Annotated in this window: 15 protein-coding genes; 6 read left to right on the forward strand and 9 right to left on the reverse strand. The window is 58.0% G+C overall.

Annotated elements, in window-relative coordinates:
- Positions 1–105: 105 nt before the first annotated feature.
- From DW823_RS06475 to DW823_RS06485, 3 genes are all read right to left on the reverse strand, one after another.
- Complete coding sequence (locus tag DW823_RS06475; RefSeq protein WP_199574376.1) at positions 106–1839, reverse strand: LuxR C-terminal-related transcriptional regulator; 1734 nt, start codon at positions 1837–1839, stop codon at positions 106–108.
- Positions 1840–2305: 466 nt separating this feature from the next.
- The gene (locus DW823_RS06480) at positions 2306–4543 is read right to left on the reverse strand and encodes an ABC transporter permease (RefSeq protein ID WP_118081198.1); all 2238 of its coding nucleotides are present in this window, start codon (positions 4541–4543) and stop codon (positions 2306–2308) included.
- Positions 4533–5318: an ABC transporter ATP-binding protein gene (locus DW823_RS06485; RefSeq protein ID WP_118081200.1), complete on the reverse strand. Its 786-nt coding sequence runs from the start codon at positions 5316–5318 to the stop codon at positions 4533–4535. Before DW823_RS06485 ends, DW823_RS06480 begins: the two co-directional genes overlap by 11 nt.
- 144 nt (positions 5319–5462) lie before the next feature.
- Between DW823_RS06485 and vsr the strand changes: the two genes are divergently transcribed.
- From vsr to DW823_RS06505, 3 genes are all read left to right on the forward strand, one after another.
- The gene (gene vsr, locus DW823_RS06490; RefSeq protein WP_118081202.1) at positions 5463–6449 is read left to right on the forward strand and encodes a DNA mismatch endonuclease Vsr; all 987 of its coding nucleotides are present in this window, start codon (positions 5463–5465) and stop codon (positions 6447–6449) included.
- Between the two features lie 497 nt (positions 6450–6946).
- Entirely contained in the window at positions 6947–7876 is a 930-nt protein-coding gene (locus DW823_RS06500; protein WP_158567285.1) for an AraC family transcriptional regulator, read from the forward strand.
- 56 nt (positions 7877–7932) lie between these two features.
- Complete coding sequence (locus tag DW823_RS06505) at positions 7933–8556, forward strand: HAD family hydrolase (protein WP_118081208.1); 624 nt, start codon at positions 7933–7935, stop codon at positions 8554–8556.
- A gap of 221 nt (positions 8557–8777) precedes the next feature.
- On the opposite strand, the gene DW823_RS06510 is transcribed toward DW823_RS06505, so the two are convergent.
- Entirely contained in the window at positions 8778–9635 is an 858-nt protein-coding gene (locus DW823_RS06510) for a class II fructose-bisphosphate aldolase (protein WP_022095149.1), read from the reverse strand.
- Between the two features lie 335 nt (positions 9636–9970).
- Here DW823_RS06510 and DW823_RS06515 point away from each other — a divergent pair, with 335 nt between their 5' ends.
- Positions 9971–10774 (forward strand): DeoR/GlpR family DNA-binding transcription regulator, encoded by an 804-nt coding sequence (locus tag DW823_RS06515; RefSeq protein ID WP_118081210.1) that lies wholly within the window; start codon positions 9971–9973, stop codon positions 10772–10774.
- 65 nt (positions 10775–10839) lie between these two features.
- On the opposite strand, the gene DW823_RS06520 is transcribed toward DW823_RS06515, so the two are convergent.
- Positions 10840–12000, reverse strand: a complete 1161-nt coding sequence (locus DW823_RS06520; RefSeq protein ID WP_233543028.1) for an FprA family A-type flavoprotein — start codon at positions 11998–12000, stop codon at positions 10840–10842.
- A 129-nt stretch (positions 12001–12129) separates the two neighbouring features.
- Positions 12130–13116 carry a LacI family DNA-binding transcriptional regulator gene (locus DW823_RS06525; RefSeq protein ID WP_117790532.1) on the reverse strand — a complete coding sequence of 329 codons (987 nt, stop codon included), beginning with the start codon at positions 13114–13116 and terminating at the stop codon, positions 12130–12132.
- A gap of 382 nt (positions 13117–13498) precedes the next feature.
- On the opposite strand from DW823_RS06525, the gene DW823_RS06535 reads away from it, so the two are divergent.
- The gene (locus DW823_RS06535; protein WP_118081214.1) at positions 13499–14704 is read left to right on the forward strand and encodes a galactokinase family protein; all 1206 of its coding nucleotides are present in this window, start codon (positions 13499–13501) and stop codon (positions 14702–14704) included.
- Complete coding sequence (locus DW823_RS06540; RefSeq protein ID WP_369831712.1) at positions 14695–16323, forward strand: UDP-glucose--hexose-1-phosphate uridylyltransferase; 1629 nt, start codon at positions 14695–14697, stop codon at positions 16321–16323. Before DW823_RS06535 ends, DW823_RS06540 begins: the two co-directional genes overlap by 10 nt.
- Positions 16324–16666: 343 nt before the next feature.
- Here DW823_RS06540 and DW823_RS06545 read toward each other — a convergent pair whose 3' ends face one another.
- The 3 genes from DW823_RS06545 to lacA form a co-directional block, all read right to left on the reverse strand.
- The gene (locus tag DW823_RS06545) at positions 16667–17602 is read right to left on the reverse strand and encodes a hexose kinase (protein WP_117840105.1); all 936 of its coding nucleotides are present in this window, start codon (positions 17600–17602) and stop codon (positions 16667–16669) included.
- A gap of 197 nt (positions 17603–17799) precedes the next feature.
- Entirely contained in the window at positions 17800–18324 is a 525-nt protein-coding gene (gene lacB, locus DW823_RS06550) for a galactose-6-phosphate isomerase subunit LacB (protein ID WP_118081218.1), read from the reverse strand.
- Positions 18325–18387: 63 nt separating this feature from the next.
- The gene (gene lacA, locus DW823_RS06555; RefSeq protein ID WP_006234830.1) at positions 18388–18816 is read right to left on the reverse strand and encodes a galactose-6-phosphate isomerase subunit LacA; all 429 of its coding nucleotides are present in this window, start codon (positions 18814–18816) and stop codon (positions 18388–18390) included.
- Positions 18817–19097 lie beyond the last annotated feature (281 nt).

A 19097-nucleotide genomic window follows, 5' to 3' on the forward strand; every position in this document is an offset into this window, starting at 1 on the left:
CAACACACGAGTCGTCGGACCCGTTGTCCGGAAGTATCGCCTTCATCGTCAGAACTGTCTGTAGACGTGTAGGATGGATTTACAATCTTATTTGTCTACAGGCTTCTACCTGCTATTTTCTATAACATCTGCCATAAGACTAAAAACCCTATCTCTAAGTTCACACTCCGAGTGAACTCCAAGCAAGGCATAGCTCTTGTTCTTGGCCTCTTTGACGGTTCCCCGAGCAACGTTAAGATGCGCGCAAATCTCGGTGGTTCTATTGCCATCAAAAACGCATGTCATGATATCGGCATAAAGCGGCGTGAAACCAAGCCTCAAGAAGGCCTCACGCACGGTATCGCGTCGATCACCCACCCGAACCGTATCTTTCGAACGCAAGAATAGCAGCGAATTAGCCATAAGGATAAGTACGGCAAGGAACGCAGTCACGCGTAAGGCAGGCATAAGGCCGCCAACGGCCTCACCGCTCCCAACGGACTCAAAGAAAATGTACAGTCGACTTACCACATCGTGAACCCAGAACGCTGCTCCAGCACCCACAGACACCGAAGAAAGGGTGAGTTCAGGCGAAAGGCACAAGTGCATTTCAGACATCCACCGTATAGCCGCACGGCAACACAGGGCCACAAGCACTATAGCTATCGATAGGATTATCGCATCATGCTCAAAGCCGAAGCATACGAGGATTTCCTCGATGCCCATTCCAGACGCATACATAAACAGGAAGCAGACGAAGACTATCCTGCAGTTCTGATTGAACGATGAGGACCCCAGCGATTCTGAACGGTGATCATGGCCTTTTGTTGCGTCAAGATGCCACGCATCCTTTGACAAGAGAAGTCCAGCCGTCGCCTCTGAAATGCTTTTATATCCGGTTTTAGTCAAGGCCCGCGACAAATAGGTACGGGCAGTAGACGGGGAAATGTCCAAGGCAGAAGCAATCTCCTCGTACGTTTTTCCCTCTATCCTCATAGAGAAAACCGCGGACTCCCTTTGAGAAAAACCCGAAGCCGTAGGGATATCGGCAACTGCAGAGTGTTTTCCTCCTAATTTGGCGGCCGCAGAAAAAGCGCTCGTTAAGTCGGGGAAAAATCGCGTTATGGCCCTGGCAAGGATACTGCCCAAAACGGTAACCAGAAGCAATACGATCTCTTGATGCCCACCAAAGCTCAGGAGCACAGCTCCGATGTTTATATTGCGCGAAAACAAACAATCCGTATCGAGAATAACGGCGGCATTACCAAACGCAAGAGGTTCGACGAGCAAGGCAGCAACCCCCATCTCGGCGTTAACGGAAAGGAAAGAACCGATGGAGTCCATCAACGGGACGAGAAGAAACTGAAGGCCAACAAGCAAAGCAATCAAGAGCACAACGGGGCTGTAAAGTGCGAGCTCAGGATACCCGTGGAGAGCAGAGCTATCGGCCACATGTTTCCCCTTTAATCCCGCACGTATGTTTGCGAATTCACCGCCAAGCGCCCAAGAACAGCAAGCGACAAGCAAGGGGGCTAGTAACAACAAAATGAACGCGAGCACCGAAACCACAACATGAAATTGATGAAAGACATTAAGAGATATCGTGTACATCACAAGAAGTGCAATGTCTACGAGCATAAGTCCAAAAAGCCTTTTGGAAATACCCTGTCTCACAGGGCGAGAGATGAGGCCCACACAGAAGCCCGAAAGCAGATGCAGACCGATAAGAACGGTGCCAGAAAGGCCCGTATAAATACTTGGCGCCACACAATACAGACCAGCCGCCCCTATAAACAACATAATTGAATGCCAGAGGAACGAGCGCGTCACGTTTTGCAGGGCAGCTGCCACGGTTGCCATAAAATCAAAGCTCCTAGATAGCATTTTGGTTATTTTAACATCGTTCCCGGCGTTAAAAAAACTGTTACCCGAATTAATCAATATCCCCCCTCCACCAAAAGGCACCACGCTGATCCTCCGCTTTTGGAAGCGATAACCTGCTAAAAAGGGACAGGTTTATTTTGGCAGGTTTTATCTGGGCAAACGTCAACAGCCGTAGGAGAGCTGCTTTCCCTCGCGGCGATCTTCTAACAGAAAAAACTGAGTGAGTAGACTTTTTGCAGGAGGCGAAGCACGCCCCAAAACGCCACAGCCCTGACCTGCGGTTTTATTGGGCGCCACCCGCGATGTGCTCGACAGATCCAAAAAAGTCTACTCACTTGGCCTTGAGACTCATCAGTCAGACAAAAAAACGCCGCGAAGGGGGGGCTGGACTCCCTTCGCGGCGGTTGTTCGCACTGGTTTTGCGACGATTTTGCCCCGCTTGTTACTCGCTGTAGCGGGTGGCGATGGCAGCTTGTACCATGCCGGTGCTCATGAGGTACGTCACCAGGAAGTAGCCACCGTATGCTGCCAGGAAGATTGCACAGGTGAGGCCCACGGTGCCGGCGATGCTCATATCGCCGAATACGCTCACCAGCTCGATGATCACCTTGAGCGCCACAAAGGAGTGCGCCAGGCCCACTGCCAGCGTGAACAGAAAGAACACCGCTTGCTGCGCCATCACCGAATGGCGAATCTGGCGGTCGTCACAGCCAATCTGTGCCAGCACACGATAGCTGCGGCTGCCGTCGGCCACATTGGAGAGCTGCTGGATCGACAGAATCGCCGCGCACGCAACGACCAGTACAAAGCCAATGTAGATGGCCAGATAGCTAATCATGCCGTTCATCTGCGCTGCTTGCGTGTACATCTCGGAACGCGTGATGAAGACTCCCCACGACCCCGGCTCCTTGCCGTTAACGAGCAGATTGTCGAGCAAGGTGTATTTAATGCTCTCGTCTGCCTCGGTCGTATCCATACCCTGTTTGTAATTAACGAGCAGATTACTGGAATACGGTTGCAGATTAAGCTGGGACAGCAGCTCATCGGCTACGACCACGGTACCGGGATTGCTGCCCATCGCCGAGTTGGCGATGGCCGCCGTGTCCTCGTCCGACTTATCGGTTGCGGGCTTGAGCTCATGCCCGCCCAAGGTGAGGGTATGGCCGCCGGCCATATATTTGGTGTACAGGTCGCCCAGCTCACCGCCCATATCACACGTGAGCAGATACTGGTCGCGGCCAATGCTCACCGGCTCCTCGCCCATCATCTGGCGCAGTTTGTTGTACTGGCTCGCCGGCGTCACATACAGACCCATCGCATCGGCGTTGCTTCCCTCGAGCGCCTTGGGAAGCTTTTCGCCCATGGCCTTGCACATCTCACCCGCCACCACCGAGGGGCCCGAGCCGCCAAGCGGGTAACTCAGATACGAATCGATCTGCACATGCTCACCGGCAACATCGGCGATATTGACCTTCTTGCCGGTCTCGTCGTTGTTGTCCGCCGACTTGCCCTTAATAACGTCTGCAACGTTATCGGGATCTTTACGATCGCCATGCCATGCAGCGTACAAATCGACCGTTGCATCGGCCAGCACCATGCGATCGGCCTCAGACGGATTGACATACTCCTTGTAGTAGTCGAGCGTTTCGGGCGTGTAATAGACATACGTCTGAGACACGTCAACAGGGTTATAGCGCTCCAGGTTTTCGTTCATCACATTGGCAATAGACATACCGCACGTCACCGAGGTAATGGCCAAAAACAGAATCATCGCGATGACGCCCATCGAAAAGCACACCGTGTTGACCTTGGCCGCAAGCTGGCGCACGGTAAACATGTTAAGTCCGCGCCAATACACGCCGCGCAGGCTCTGCAGCAGCTTGATGAGCATGCCCGAGAGTCCCCAGAACAGGGCAAAGGTGCCTACCGTGACCATGGCCGTGGTGATGCCAAACTGGCTCATTGCCCCGTCCAGCTTGTCGCCCGTCTCGGTTAGCGGGAACCCATCACGTAGCAGACGGTAATAGGCCACGCCCACAAGCACCACGCCCACAGCAAAGATGGCAATCGCGATCCAGGGGTTGCGTGTCTTGATGCTCTCGTTGCGACGCTCGGCACCCATAAGCTCGATGAGTTTGGTACGGCGCACGGCGCGAAGGTTCAGCAGGAGCGTGAGCACAAACATTACGAGCATGCAGGCAAGGGTCAGGTTGAACGCATGCACCGAGAAAAAGAAGCGGAAATTGGCGATCTGCGTCTTGAAGAGTGAGGCCGTAAAGAATGTCATGAGCTGCGAGAGCCCCACGCCCAGCACGATGCCGGCGACAAAAGCGCCGACCGAGACGATCACCGTCTCGAGCGCCATGATCGTGGCGACGCGCCCGCGCCCCATGCCGAGCACCTGGTACAGGCCAAACTCCTTTTTGCGGCGTTTCATGATGAAGTTATTGGCATACACCATCAAAAAGGCCATGACACCAGCCAAAAAGTACGTGAGGTAGCCGAGCATGGTGCCCATGAGCTCGGACAGGCCCTCTTCCTTAATGCCGGCGATATCGACCTGCATTGATACGGTGTTGAATGCATAGAAGACCGTGACGCCCAAGGTGAGCGTCAGCAAGTAGACGAGGTAATCGCGGCCGGCGCGGCGGACGTTGCCCCAAGCGAGTTTACAGAGCATCGGAGCCCTCACCGCCCATCATGGCAACGACCTCCATAATGCGGTCGAAGAACTCTCGGCGGTCGGTGTCGCCGCGGCGCAGCTCGGTGAAGATCTTGCCGTCGCGGATAAACAGCACGCGGCTCGTGTAGCTGGCGGCAAAGCTGTCGTGCGTGACCATGAGCACCGTGGCGCGCAGGCGGCGATTCAGGGCCTCCAGGCTCTCGAGCAGCAGGCGGGCGCTCTTGGAATCGAGGGCGCCGGTGGGCTCGTCGGCCATGATCATGGTGGGGTCGGTGACGAGCGCGCGAGCAGCGGCGACACGTTGCTGCTGGCCGCCGGACATCTGGTAGGGGTACTTGTCGAGTACCTGGCTAATGGACAGGCGCGCGGCCACATCCTGCACGCGAGTCGAGATTTCGGCCGAGTTTGTGCGGGCGATGGTGAGCGGCAGGGCGATGTTCTCGCGTGCCGTGAGCGTATCGAGCAGGTTGGAATCCTGGAAGATAAAGCCCAGCTCCTCGCGGCGGAACTGCGAAAGCTTGGCCTGCTTCATGCGCGTCACGTCCTGGCCGTTGATGCGAATGGTGCCGCTCGTGGCGGCATCGATGGTCGACACGCAGTTGAGCAGCGTCGACTTGCCCGAGCCCGAGGTGCCCATGATACCGACGAATTCGCCGCGGTTGACGGTAAAGCTGACGTCGTTGAGCGCGCGGGTCACGTTGCCCAGCGCTCCATATACCTTTTCGAGATGCGCGACCTCCAGTACCGGGGTCGCCATTTGGGTGGTTTGCATACCGAGTCCTTTCTTGCGATTAGTCTACGGCATCTATAGTCGCAAGGAGCCGAGTCGGCTACCATCGATATGGCTTACGCTTGCCTTACCGTTGTGTAAGGTAAGGGTAGCCTGCCATGTGTTGATGTGGAGAGAGGACTCCTGTTGAAGACTGTTCATGTTGCCGCTGGGATCATTCGCAAGGATGGATCTGACGAGCTGCTTGCCGTGCAGCGCGGCTACGGCGACATGCAGGGACTGTGGGAATTCCCAGGTGGCAAACTCATGCGCGGCGAAACACCCGAAGGCGCTGTGCGCCGCGAGCTTATGGAAGAGCTACAGGTAAAGGTCACCAACCTACGTGATTTCTACACCGTTGAGTATGACTACCCCGATTTTCATCTCTCAATGGAGTGTTACTACTGCTCGCTGGCTGATGAATCCGATGAGCCCCAGAAGCACGACCGCCAGCTCGATATCCGCTGGATTCCGCGCACCTCGCTTGCCACGGTGGAATGGATGCCCGCCGACAAGGGGCTCATTGATGCGCTGATTGAGCTAAAGGAAGACCGGCTTGAGGCTAATGGCGCTGCCAACGATACCGAGACCACGGCCGACGAGCCCGCTACCAAACCCAAGCGCAAGCCTAAGCGCCACAGCAAAAAGCGCCCCAAGCCCGGCCTGCTGGACGGCATCGATACCTCGGACCTTTCCGCCGACGAGCGTGAGCTCGTGCGCCGTCGCGCCGCGATAAAAAAGTCCATGAAAGGAAACAAGCGCGCCAACACCAAGCCCGAGTTGCTCGTTCGCCAGCGCCTGCGGGCAGCAGGCCTCACGGGATACCGTCTGGAATGGAAGGTACCTGGCAAGCCCGACATCGCCTTCCCCGGGCGCAAGATCGCCATTTTTGTCAACGGCTGTTTTTGGCATCGCTGTCCCAAGTGCAATCCCAGCCAGCCCAAGCGCAACGTTGAGTTTTGGGAGGCAAAGTTCCGTCGCAACGTCGAGCGCGACTGCGCTGCCGTGGCAGCACTCACTCAAATGGGCTGGACACCCATAACCATCTGGGAATGCGAGCTCAAAAAAGACCGCATCGACGCCACCATGGAAAAGGTCATCGAGCAGGTGCGGGCCGCAGAGCCGCAACGCTAACAGCGAGCATTCACACGCTCCGCACGTCCGCGCCACATCCACGTCACAAACCTTAGAAAGCCCTTAAGCTCAAAACCTTTCAAGAGTGTCACTCGATAGCTCTGACCTGCGGTTTCATCGTAACGCCAAACCTCATTAAGCCTTTCTTTAGCGCTTCTTTGCGACGGCCGCGGCATAATACAGCCAACGCACGGGACCTAGCAGCACACCCCGTGCGCAACCTTTTGGTGGACATCGAGGAGGCCGCATAAGCATGCATTCTTCCAATGACGCAGCGCAGCAGCCATCCCTAAAACATGCAGACCTTTTCTCCTTCCCCCCGACACAGAGAAACGGCCTCCTCGACTCCCCAACCACAAAAGCCAAACGCTCAACCGACCAGAGCCACAACTTGCGAGCATCGTTCGAAAAGCTCCAAGCATCCCTAGACAAGGCGTTCCCCGAACAGGCAAGAGCAATCTAAGCCCATCGCGCTTTATACTGATGCCATGCGAAACATGGATCACATAGAATTGCACCGCGGAGGACGCGAGGAAGCGTTTCCCGAGACCGCCGAAGACTGGCCCTATATTGCCGAACGCGCAGAATTCGCTCGCTATCCGGGCAATTCCGTCCCCTGGCACTGGCATTCCGAAGTTGAGCTTTTCTACATGGAGCAGGGAGCGATTGACTATCGAACGCACGCGGCTCATGAGCACGTATGCTTTGAGGAAGGGTCCGCCGGCTTTATCAACGGCGGCGTTTTGCACAGCACGCTGCAATCACCCAATTCGGCGCCAGCCATTCAAATGCTGCATATCTTTCAGCCGTCGATGCTCGGCGATCCCGCGGGACGTCTCCAAAAGCGCTACATCAACCCATTGCTTCAATGTCGAGGCGTCGATGTGCTCAAATGGTCGCCCACCAATCCCGACGATATGCCCTTTATCGATTTGCTGAAGAGCTCCTTTAGCCACGACCTTCAACGGCCGCAGAACGAGATGGCGCTTCGAAATAGTTTGTCAGAGCTCTGGATTCAGATTAACGCCAAGACCGAACCGCTCTTTTCTTCCGACGGCGCCTCTTGGATGACCAGCCGCGACGTACAGTTCAAGGCAATCCTGGACTTTATCCGCGCAAACTATGCAGCCGCTATAGATGTGCCCCAGATGGCATCTGCAGCCGGCGTAAGCGAAAGAGAGTGTTACCGCATTATCGAAACTTGTGCAGGAACGACCCCGGCGGCATATCTACGCGCATACCGCATAAACCGTGCTTGCGAACTTTTGGCACACACCACGCGAACGGTACAGACAGTCGCGCGCCAATGCGGATTTATAACAGCAAGCCATCTTGGCCAGGTATTTAAAGAACAAATGGGGTGCACTCCTTCGAGCTATCGAGCAGCGAGGCAGAATCTCGATAGCACCAGGCAGAAATCCCGCTAGCCCTTCTTCTGTCACTGCATCAAACTTGCAGGCAAACAACAGAGAGGAGCAATCATATGAAGCACTTTGACCATATCGTATTTGACGTTGATGGGACATTGGCAGATACAGAAGAAAGCGTTCTGTCATCGCTTGTCCAGATTGTCCAAGAAGAGACCAGCAAAACGCTTCCCCGACACGAGCTTGACTTTGCCCTCGGCATACCCGGCAAGGATGCCCTTGAGAAACTTGGGATCTACTCGCAGACAACGTTGGATCGCTGGTGCCAAGTTGCCGCCAGCTTTAAAAGCACCATCAGCGTGTTTCCAGGTTTGCTTGAAGTCATCGCAACACTCGCCGATAGCGGCTGCAAACTTGGCATCGTCTCCTCACGTGCGCGCGACGAATACGCAAAAGAAATTGCACCCCTTGGTTTCGATAAGTATTTTGAGCACATCATCCTTGTCGAAGACACAACCGAACATAAACCTGCACCCGCACCCATGCTCGAATATCTCCGACGTGCGGGCGCGAATCCTGGCAACGTCGTCTACGTTGGCGACACCGTCTACGACGAACAATGCGCAACTTCAGCAGGGGTCAGTTTTGCCCGAGCAGCATGGGGATCACACCAAGATATCCCAAACGCCACCTACAACCTCAAAACCCCCAACGACCTACTAACCCTAACAACCAAATAACCCACGCGTCCCACCCTTTCAGCCCCAACGCCACAAGGGCGACGACCTCGAGTAGGTCAACCTGGGAGGGACGAGGGCTTAGTTCCCCAATCTTTCCGCAGGGGGCAAAAAGCCTCGCCGCACGAAGTGCGCAGCGAGGCTTTTTGCATGCCCGAGGACGATTGGGGAACTAAGCCCTCGTCCCTCCCCGGGATATGTAGCGAGTCAGAGTACCCTTGCTGTTACTCTGCTTTGCCCACAGAGTTGAGGTTGGTCATGCGGATCTTAACCAGCTCGGTGATCTCGCGCATGCCCTCCTTGGCCGGCTTCTTGGGATCGAAGCAGGCGGGGTTCTCGGCCATGTAGGCCATGAAGCCCTTGGTGTAGGCCTGACGCAGCTCGGTGGCGTAGTTGACCTTGCAGATGCCGTTCTTCACGGCCTCGGCAACCTGCTCATCGGGCACACCGGAGGTACCGTGCAGAACCAGCGGCACGTCGACGGCGTCGCGAATGGCCTTGACCACGGACTGCTCGATGTGCGGATCGCTCGTGTACACACCGTGGCTCGTGCCAACGCCAATAGCGAGGGAGGTGCAGCCAGTGCGCTCGACGAACTCCTTAGCCTCGGCAGGATCGGTGTAGGGGCTCTCGCCCTCAACCGCGGGACCGTCGTCCTCCTTGCCGCCAACCTTGCCGAGCTCAGCCTCGACGGGCACGCCCATGGCGCGGCCAGCATCGGCGACGGACTTGGTCAGGGCGATGTTGTCCTCGAAGGACTCGTGCGAGCCGTCGATCATGACAGAGGTGTAGCCAGTGCGGAAAGCCTGCATGCAGCGGTCATAGCCATCGCCGTGATCGAGGTGCAGAGCGACGGGCACGGAAGCGCGCTCGGCGGCAGCCTTGACCATGCCATAGAAGTAGTCCAGACCAGCGGTCTTGATGGTGCCCGGGGTAGTCTGCATGATGACGGGGGACTTGGTCTCCTCGGCAGCTGCCAGAACGGCCATAACAAACTCGAGGTTCTCGACGTTGAACGCGCCAACGGCGTAGTGGCCGGCCTGAGCGTCCTTGAGCATCTTTTCGGTGGTAACAAGTGCCATGAGCGTTTGCTCCTCTCCCTCGCCCGCATCTGGACATCGGGCGTACGTGTCCGCAAGGCGTTTTACCTTGCGTTTTGCTGCGCTCATTGTATGAAATTCAGCGGCTTTGCACGTGCGAGATATTGAGCCCATGCAGGTCAATACAGTCGTTTTTGAAAAGTAAACGGAAGGAATTGGAGCCGAGTGGGCGTATTCGATATTGAATTTTGGGCGTTCAGCGTCTTTCTTTTATAGAAAAGATAAGTAATCGAAAGGCGTTTTCTTACTCAAAAAGAAAATGAACGAAAATAGAGTCAACACAATTCCTGCAAATTTCAGACGATGATGGAGCAGATATGGCCCACGCAACAACCCGAGCTTTCGCCGACGAGCGTCGTTCCGCCATCATGGAGATGCTCGATCATAACGCCTCGGTGCAGGTAGCAGAAATCGCCCAGACCTTTGGCGTGTCCTCCGTCACCGCCCGCGCCGACCTGGACGCGCTCGCCGAAGCAGGCAAGCTGCGCCGCACGCATGGCGGTGCCGTATCGCTCCACAAACGCCTGACCGTTTCCACGCAGGATCGCCGCATCAATGTCAACGTCGCCGCCAAGCAGGCCATCGCGCAAAGCGCCATCGAGCTCGTCAATGACGGCGACACGTTGCTCGTCGACTCGGGCACCACGGCGCTCGAGTTCGTCCGGCTCCTCGATCAACGCGACGGTATCACCGTCATCACAGCAGACATTACCATTGCCGATTACATCGACGAGAGCATGCCCTCGGTCGATGTCGTCATGCTGGGCGGGGCGTTGCGCAAAGGCCATCGTTATTTGTACGGACCGCTCACGATGCAAGCGCTCCAAATGGTCCATGCCGATCTTGCCGTCATGTGCCCTGGCGCTTTTGTCCCCAGCTGCGGCTTTACGACCGACTTTCCGCAGATGGCCGAGACCAAAGCGGCTATGGTCGGTGCCGCCCGTCAAAGCGTCGCCCTCATGGACGCCAGTAAGGTCAACGGACGTGGCATGTACCGCTTTGCCGAGCTGACCGACGTCAACGCCATCGTGATGGACCGTGACCCCGATCACGCCGTCGCCATCTCAATCGCCGAGACCGTCGACAACGCCCGCCCAAATCTCGTCATCGCCGGCGCTTAAACAAAAACCACCACAAAGGTGCCTGTCCCCTTTGTGGTGGTTTGAGCGTTAAAAGCGAAATATCGCTATTTGGAAAGCTCGTCGGCGAGGGCCTCGATCTGAGCGCGCGAGGCGTCGTTGAGCGAGCCCAGCACGGTCACCTTGTTCTGCGCCAGGGTGATGTCCTTCATGCCCTCGAGCTCCTTGGTCATAACCTTGGCAGCGGTGGGCGCCCAGGAGCCGGCCTCAACGAGCGCCACCGTACGGTTCTGATAGGCGTGCTCGGCAAGCGTGTGGATAAAGGTGCTCATAAACGGGAAGATATCGCCCTGATAGGTGATGGAGGCGAGCACCAGACGGTCATAGCGGAACGCATCCTCAACGGCCTCGGCCATATCATCGCGAGCCAGGTCAAAGACGGAGACCTTCTGGCCGCGGGCCTCGAGCGCAGAAGCGAGCTCCTCAACGGCAGCCTTCAGATGGCCGTACACGCTCGCATAGGCAATCGTGATGCCCTCGTCCTCGGGCTGATAGCTCGACCAGGTGTTGTAGGTGTCGAGGTAGTAGCCCAGGTTCTCGGTCAGCACGGGGCCGTGGAGCGGGCAAATAATCTGAATGTCCAGATCGGCGGCCTTCTTAAGCACGGCCTGAACGAACTTGCCGAACTTGCCGACGATGCCAAAGTAGTAGCGGCGCGCCTCGCAGGCCCAGCCTTCCGGGTCCTCGATGTCGTTGGCGCCGAACTTGCCAAAGCCGTCGGCACTAAAGAGCACCTTGTCGGTAGACTCGTAGGAGAAGATCACCTCGGGCCAGTGCACGTTGGGGGCGCAGACAAACGTTAGGCTGTGGCCACCCAGGTCGAGCACGTCGCCCTCTTTGACGACTGTCTTACGCTCGGGGTAGTCGGTGCCAAAGTAGTTGACCATCATGCGGAAGGCGCCCATGCTGGCCACAATCTGTGCCTGGGGATAGCGCTCCATAAAGGCGGCGATACCGGCGGAGTGATCGGGCTCCATGTGATGGACGACCAGGTAGTCGGGCGTACGGCCATCGAGCGCGGCCTCGAGGTTGCCGAGCCATTCGTCGACAAAGCCAGCGTCAACCGAATCGGCGACAGCGATTTTATCGCCCAAGATAACATAGCTGTTGTATGCCATGCCGTTCTCGGACACGTCGTACTGGCCCTCGAACAGGTCAATGTCGTGATCGTCGACACCGATGTAGCGGATATCCTTGGTGATCTCCATCAGGCAAAGCCTCCTAGATAGACAAAAGAACCCGTCTATCATAACACTCGCCTTTATAGCCACGGCTATCTGTCAGCATCCTTATCGATTGTTATTGATGCGGAATATACCGCTTTTGACCTGCAAAAACTATGCGCGAGGCTCTGCCGTGCTATGTCGAACGATGAGCTGACCGGGGATGCGAATGGCGACGGTTTTGTCCGTTGCCCCCGCCTTGGGAACCGCGTGCTCGAACACCTCGCGCCCACGCTGATGCAAATCAAATCGAACGGTCGTGAGCTCGTTGTGTGCGACAAAATCGTCGAGCGAGTCGTCGACGCCCACCACGCTCACGTCCTCGGGCACGCGCAAGCCGCTATCGCGCAGCGCTGCAATGGCGCCATTTGCCATCTGATCGTTTGCCGCATAGATTGCTGTCATGGTGCGATCGTGTTCGGCCAGGTACCTACCGGCCTCGTAACCGCTGTTGGCAGACCAGTCGCCCTCAAGCGGCTCTACCGGCTCGATGTGCTTACGCTCGAGCGCATCCTGCCAACCGGCGCGACGGAACTGCTCGTCGACCGAAAAGGACGGGCCGCCGATATAACGAATCTGCTCGTGTCCCAGCTCAAACAGATGATCCATGAGCAACAGCGAGCAGCCGTAATGATCGGAGTCAACCGTAGTCACCCGCGGGTGCGCATACATGGTAACGATGACCGTGCCAATACCCGGCAACGGATCGAACGTCTCAAAATCGGGAGCCATACGGCTCATGCCGATAATGATGCCGTCCACGGGCAGCGCGGCCATACGACGTGTTGCCTCGGCAAGAGAGAATTCCTCGGTCTTGGACATCTCGACCAGTGTGATGGCGCAATTATGCTCGCGAGCAGCGCTGGCGATGCCGTCGATCATTGAGAGGTTGCCAAACTTGGTGACATCGTTGACGCACAGGCCGACCGAATGGTAACGGCCGTCACGCAACGAACGGCCGGCATAGCTCGGACGGAAGCCGAGCTCTTGCATAGCGGCTTGCACGCGCTGGCGCGTCTGTTCGTTAACGTTGGGCAATCCGTTGGCAACGCGCGAAACCGTCTGTTGCGAAACACCGGCAGCGCGGGCAACGTCGGCCATGGATACCGGACGCGTACCCGTATCGTTGGAAGGGCGCCTTGCCACAAAATCACCTTCGCTCTCGCAGGATCTGAATAGTGCGAATGTCGGCCCGGGCAGAAACACACCCCGCGCCGAAGTCCGCTATCGTCGGACGCATGTTAACGTACTCTACTTTTTCTATCAGCGGTTCTTTTGCTCCATATGTCCATACGGCCACACCGTTCACGGCCGAAAATCTACCGATTACCAGATTCTCAAAAATAGATATGCGTTGTGTTATGAGTACGTTAACATACCCATTAACGTGCGGCGCCGCGACGTCTGGTTTGTGGTGCTCAAAATTGTTAACGTACTCATAATGACACGGACCAATCTCTCCGGCGTCAAGGAAAGGACCCATATGACCGCCCCCGACGAAAAGACACTCGCCACCCTCACCAAGCTGTTTGAGGAGGAGTTTGGCCCCATCGGCGACCGCCAGGTGCTCTACGTGCACGCGCCCGGGCGTTCCGAGATCAGCGGCAATCACACCGATCACGAGGGCGGCCACGTTATCGCCGGCTCGCTCGATGTCGCCGTTGACGGCATCGCCGTAGCAACCGACTCCAACAAGGTCCGCGTCGCCGACGAGGGCTACCCCACGTTTGAGATTACGCTCGACACGCTGGATGTTCAGGAGTCCGAGAAGGGCACGTCCGCAAGCCTCGTGCGCGGTATGGCCCACGAGGTCGTAGCACTTGGTGTTGAGCCCAAGGGCTTCGACTTCGCCTTTACCTGCTCCGTTCCCTCGGGTGGCGGACTTTCGAGCTCCGCCGCCGTCGAGGCCGCGTACGGTCGTGCCATGGAAACCCTCTGGGGCGCACCCGCCATCGAGCCCGTCGCGCTCGCCCAGATGAGCCAGCGCACCGAGAACAACTATTACGGCAAGCCCTGCGGTCTGATGGACCAGGCCGCTGTGTGCCTGGGCGGCCTTGCCTACATGGACTTTGAGGATCAAGCCCAGCCTAAGACCCAGAAGCTCGAACTCAACTTTGAGGATCACGGCTACGCGCTCGTGCTCGTTAAGGTCGGCGCCGATCACGTGGCCGCCACCGACGACTACGCCGCCGTTCCGCGCGAGATGCAGGACGTCGCCGCCGAGTTTGGCAAGGCACGCCTATGCGAGGTCGACGTTGCCGACTTTGACGCCAAGCTCCCCGAGCTGCGCGCCAAGCTGGGCGACCGTGCCTGCCTGCGCGCCGTTCACTACTGGTACGAGAACGGCCTGGTCGATAAGCGCTGGGCCGCCCTGAACGCCGGCGACATCGACCAGTTCCTGGTCCTGACGCGCAAGTCCGGCGCCAGCTCTGCCATGTACCTGCAGAATGTCGTTGCCAAACTGGGCTCCGAGCAGCCCTCGATGTATGCCCTAGCACTGGCCGAGCATGTGCTTGACGGCCGCGGCGCCGTCCGCATCCACGGCGGCGGCTTTGGCGGCACCATCCAGGCCTTCGTGCCGCTCGACCTAGTCGACACCTTTATCACCAAGATGAACAGCTGGCTGGGCGAGGGCTCTGCCCGTCACTACGCCATCTCTGACAAGGGGGCTTACGCGGCATGGCTGTAATGACCGACGTGTGCGAGGCCACGCAAGGCCTGATTGAGTATGCCATTCATCGATCCATGATCGGTCAGGACGATCGCATCTGGGCATACAACACCATTCTGGAGTGCATCGGTGCTACGGGCCCGGCGCTCGACATGGCCTGGGCGCTCCAGGTCGAGAAACTCTCGCTCTTGCACCCCGATACCCTGCCCGACTTTGACCTGGAGGGCACGCTCGCCGCGCTTTCCGAGGCCGCCGTTGCCAACGGTGCTGCCGAGGACACGGTGTCGGGCCGCGACCGCATCGCCATGCGCATCATGGGCGCGCTCATGCCGAGGCCTTCGGTTGTAAACGAGGAGTTCAACGGCCGCATGGGCGTCAACGAGCCCCGCGCCGCGACCGACTGGTTCTACGGTCTGTGCTGCGACGCCGGTTACGTGCGCCGCGCCGCCATCGCGCGCAACATCAAATGGCGCACCCCCACCAACTGGGGCGACCTGGAGATCACCATCAACCTGTCGAAGCCCGAGAAGGACCCGCGCGACATTGCCGCAGCCGGCGCCGCAAAGAACACGGGTGAGAAGTATCCCGCCTGCCAGCTGTGCATCGAGAACGAGGGCTATCCCGGACGCTCCGCCGCAGCCGACGGCGGCGCTCACCCCGCTCGCCAGAACCTGCGCGTTATCCCCATCCAGCTCGACGGCGAGCGCTGGGGCCTCCAGTACAGCCCGTACGCGTACTTTAACGAGCACTGCATTGCTATGAGCTCCGAGCATCGCCCGATGCACGTCGACCGCAAGGGGCTGACCTGCCTGCTCGATTTTGTGGACCTGTTCCCGCACTACTTTATTGGCTCCAACGCCGACCTGCCCATCGTGGGCGGCTCGATTCTGTCGCACGACCACTTCCAGGGCGGCGCGCACGAGTTCCCCATGATGCATGCCGCCGAGGTCTCGCAGTTTAGCGTGCCCGGCTTTGACCAGGTCAGCGGCACCGTATTGCAGTGGCCGCTTTCGGTGCTGCGACTGCGCTCGCACGACCGCGCCCAGCTGCTCGACGCCGCCGAGAAGATTATCCTCGCTTGGCGCGAGTGGACCGATGAGTCGGTTGGCGTCGTCGCGCGCACAGCCGACGGCGTTGCGCATAACACCGTGACGCCCGTCATCCGCCGCGTCGACTCCCGCGGCAATGCTGGCGGCGAGATCTACGAGGCCTACCTGGCGCTTCGCTGTAACATCACGACCGACGAGCATCCGCTGGGTGTTTTCCACCCGCATGCCGAGTATCACCATATTAAAAAGGAAAACATCGGCCTGATCGAGGTCATGGGCCTGGCTATTCTTCCGCCGCGCCTGGTTCCCGAGCTCGGCGCTGTCCGCGAGCATCTGCTGGCAGCCAAGGCCGATGCCAGCTACGACCTTGCCGGTGCGCTCGAGGGCGATGATCTATGCCGCAGCCACGCCGCATGGGCCGAGGATGTCTATGCCCGCCGCGCCGACGAACTTACGGCCGACAACGCCATCGATATCCTGCACGAGGAGGTCGGCGTGGTATTTGGCCACGTGCTCGACAACGCCGGCGTCTTTAAGTGGGACGAAGCTGGCCGCGCCGCCCAACAGCGCTTTATCGACTCACTGTAATGATCCCTTGGGGACGGAGGAAAACGGATCATTTCGTCTTCAAGACAACTGCGCCCGCCGGCAACATCGCCGGCGGGCGCAGTTTTTGAGTGTAGTCATTGGGGTCATTCTTAAGGGGCGTTCTTAAACGACTAGTCATTAAAGAGCGTCCCCAATGACTACTTGCGACCAAGGCAACGCCGGTGTCTTGGCAACGACAGCGAAAACGCCCCTAAGCGAGCAAGGTGACGTGAAAGAGGAGGGCATTGACCTTTTGGTCATGCCCGACGATTGAACGTCAGATTGCCGCTTAGGGGCGTTTGCAGCGTCGCGCCGTTACGCGGTTTGGTAAAACCGCGTAACCCTACAGTTCAGTCACGACAACGCTGTTGTAGATCTCGTCCCAGCGGTCCATGACCAGGTGGCCAGTCTTGGGATCCATGGCGTTGAGCTTGCCGCAGGTATTGGCGGTCTTGAGCACCGTGATGTCGTCGGCACCAGCAGCAATGGCATGCGCAAAGCCGGCGATGGTCGAGTCGCCGGAACCCGTCGCGTTCACTGCCGCAATCGCGGGCGTCTTGGCGCGGAACGCGCGACCCTCATGGAAGCCCACCGAGCCGGCAGTGCCCATCGAAACGACAACCCAAGGGATACCGGCAAAGCGGCCATCGGCGGCAAGCGCCTCACGCAAGGCATCGATATCATCGGTCGTAAAGGACGTACCTAGCAGGCCATTAATCTCGGTCAGGTTGGGCTTTACGAGCTCAGGCTTAGCGTCGGACTCCAGCGCGGCCTCCAGCGATGCACCCGAGGTGTCGAGCAGCACCTTAGCGCCCGCCTCCTCGGCGATCTTGACGAGCTCGGCATAGTAGCCGGCATCGACGCCACGCGGCAGCGAGCCCGAAAGCGTCACAACGTCCGCCTTCGCTGCAAGCTCGGCGAACTTGGCCGTAAAGGCCTCGAGCTCGGCCGGGGCGATCTGCGGGCCGCTCTCCAGCAGCTCGGTCTGATTACCCTCGTGCAGAATATTCAGGCAAATGCGCGTCTCACCGGCGATGGGCACAAAGTCATTCTTGACGCCATCGGCATCCATGAGCTCGGCCATATAGGCACCCATGTGGCCGCCAAGCAGGCCGGTCGCGAGCACGTCGTCACCCAGCTGCAGCAGCACACGGCTCACGTTGAGGCCCTTGCCACCAGCGGTCTTTTCGGGCATCACGCGGTTAACATCGTCGATGATCAGCTTGTCGAGCTGATAGCGCGTATCAATCGACGGGTTCATGGTAACGGTCAGAATCATGTTGGACTCCTGTTTAGAAAACCGGCCCGCGCCCCTCACAGAAACGCGAGCCGTCAATTAAAAAGCTGCAGAATGCCGGGTACCGCCAAAACGACGCACACGAGCTCAGCAAGCAAAAGTTTTATCAGAGTAGCTCGCACGCCAGATGGCTTCGCAGCGTCGACTGGTCTGGCGTTCGGTAGAACGCCGGAACCTCCTTAGTCGTGGTATTCGCCGCGGTCCCACTTCTCCAGGAACTCGTCAAAGAAGTGCAGGTCGGCCTGAGCCTCGGCGTCGGCCTTATTGCAGGCATCGATCTTGGCGATCAAGGCATCGTGCTCGGGAGTCTTGTCGTAGGGCTCCTCCAGGAAGGCAAGCATGATGTCGGCCATCAGGAACTCGCCGGTGATCTTGCCGCCAAAGCCCACGATGTTGGCGTTGAGCTCGCGACGGGCATACAGGGCAGAGGTCATGTCGCGAACCAGGGCGCAGCGGGCGCCGGGAACCTTGTTGACGGCGTTGGTGATGCCGATGCCGGTGCCGCACAGGGCCACGCCAAAGTCAGCCTTGCCGCTGGCAACAGCCTCGCCCACGGCCTTGCCGTAGATGGGGTAGTGCGTACGGGTGTGGCTGTAGGTGCCGCAGTCGAGCACCTTGTAGCCAGCCTGCTCCAGGCGGTCGGCCAGATAGATCTTCTCGTCCGTAACGATATGGTCACAACCGATTGCGATGGTCTTCTTCATCAGAACGTCCTTTCGTCTGAATTCACAAGTTGAGGTAGAAGTTCGAGTTCTCGGTGGCTCTCGTTAGGCCATCTTGTTGAGCATGTCGACACGGATCTGGTGACGGCCGCCAGCATACTGGGCGCGCAGGAACTCGCGGGCGATCTTCTTTGCGACCTCGGTGCCCACAACGCCCGGGCCCATGGTGACCATGCGCGAGCCGTTGTGCTCGCGGGTCATGTAAGCGGAACGCTCGTCGGAAATGTTGGCGACGACCATGCCCTTGATCTTGACGGCGGCCATATAGGAGCCGACACCGTACTTATCGAATGCGAAGCCCTGGGAATCCTTGTGCTCCAGCAGGTCCTTGGCAACGGCGGTCGCGGAATCGACAAAGTCCGCGGCAGGGGTCTCGGAATAGTCGACGACCTCGTGACCGTCGGCGATGAGCATCTCCTTGATGGACTCCTTCATCGACATACCGTCGGCATCGGAAGCGATTACAACTCTCATGACATCCTCCTTGAGAGATACGCAGGTGCGTAGTTTCTGTTTGGAAGTGTTGAATCGCGTTCAGGTCCGGGCATCTGAATGTGCGGTTCTTCACTGTTCATGTTTATTTGAACACATTCGAACAGTAACTGCAACAACTATTTGTTTATCTTTGTTCTTTTTTGAACAAATATCGTTCACGGATGATTGCTGACCGTTTGAGCCGGGCGCGGACGTAGCGACCATGTGTTCAACAAATCAGAACCACCCTTAAAAAGGGTGGTTTGCTCTTAGGGTATAAC

This window comes from Collinsella sp. AM34-10 (genome assembly GCF_003469185.1).
Lineage (GTDB): Bacteria > Actinomycetota > Coriobacteriia > Coriobacteriales > Coriobacteriaceae > Collinsella.

Excerpts from the sequence above, each read along its gene's own strand:
- DW823_RS06535 (WP_118081214.1), top strand. The coding sequence starts at position 13,499 with ATGACCGCCCCCGACGAAAAGACACTCGCCACCCTCACCAAGCTGTTT.
- DW823_RS06525 (WP_117790532.1), bottom strand. The coding sequence starts at position 13,116 with ATGGCCGACGTTGCCCGCGCTGCCGGTGTTTCGCAACAGACGGTTTCG.
- DW823_RS06475 (WP_199574376.1), bottom strand. The coding sequence starts at position 1,839 with ATGGCAACCGTGGCAGCTGCCCTGCAAAACGTGACGCGCTCGTTCCTC.
- DW823_RS06505 (WP_118081208.1), top strand. The coding sequence starts at position 7,933 with ATGAAGCACTTTGACCATATCGTATTTGACGTTGATGGGACATTGGCA.
- DW823_RS06485 (WP_118081200.1), bottom strand. The coding sequence starts at position 5,318 with ATGCAAACCACCCAAATGGCGACCCCGGTACTGGAGGTCGCGCATCTC.
- DW823_RS06510 (WP_022095149.1), bottom strand. The coding sequence starts at position 9,635 with ATGGCACTTGTTACCACCGAAAAGATGCTCAAGGACGCTCAGGCCGGC.
- DW823_RS06540 (WP_369831712.1), top strand. The coding sequence starts at position 14,695 with ATGGCTGTAATGACCGACGTGTGCGAGGCCACGCAAGGCCTGATTGAG.
- DW823_RS06500 (WP_158567285.1), top strand. The coding sequence starts at position 6,947 with ATGGATCACATAGAATTGCACCGCGGAGGACGCGAGGAAGCGTTTCCC.
- DW823_RS06480 (WP_118081198.1), bottom strand. The coding sequence starts at position 4,543 with ATGCTCTGTAAACTCGCTTGGGGCAACGTCCGCCGCGCCGGCCGCGAT.
- DW823_RS06545 (WP_117840105.1), bottom strand. The coding sequence starts at position 17,602 with ATGATTCTGACCGTTACCATGAACCCGTCGATTGATACGCGCTATCAG.
- DW823_RS06520 (WP_233543028.1), bottom strand. The coding sequence starts at position 12,000 with ATGGAGATCACCAAGGATATCCGCTACATCGGTGTCGACGATCACGAC.
- DW823_RS06515 (WP_118081210.1), top strand. The coding sequence starts at position 9,971 with ATGGCCCACGCAACAACCCGAGCTTTCGCCGACGAGCGTCGTTCCGCC.
- lacB (WP_118081218.1), bottom strand. The coding sequence starts at position 18,324 with ATGAAGAAGACCATCGCAATCGGTTGTGACCATATCGTTACGGACGAG.
- lacA (WP_006234830.1), bottom strand. The coding sequence starts at position 18,816 with ATGAGAGTTGTAATCGCTTCCGATGCCGACGGTATGTCGATGAAGGAG.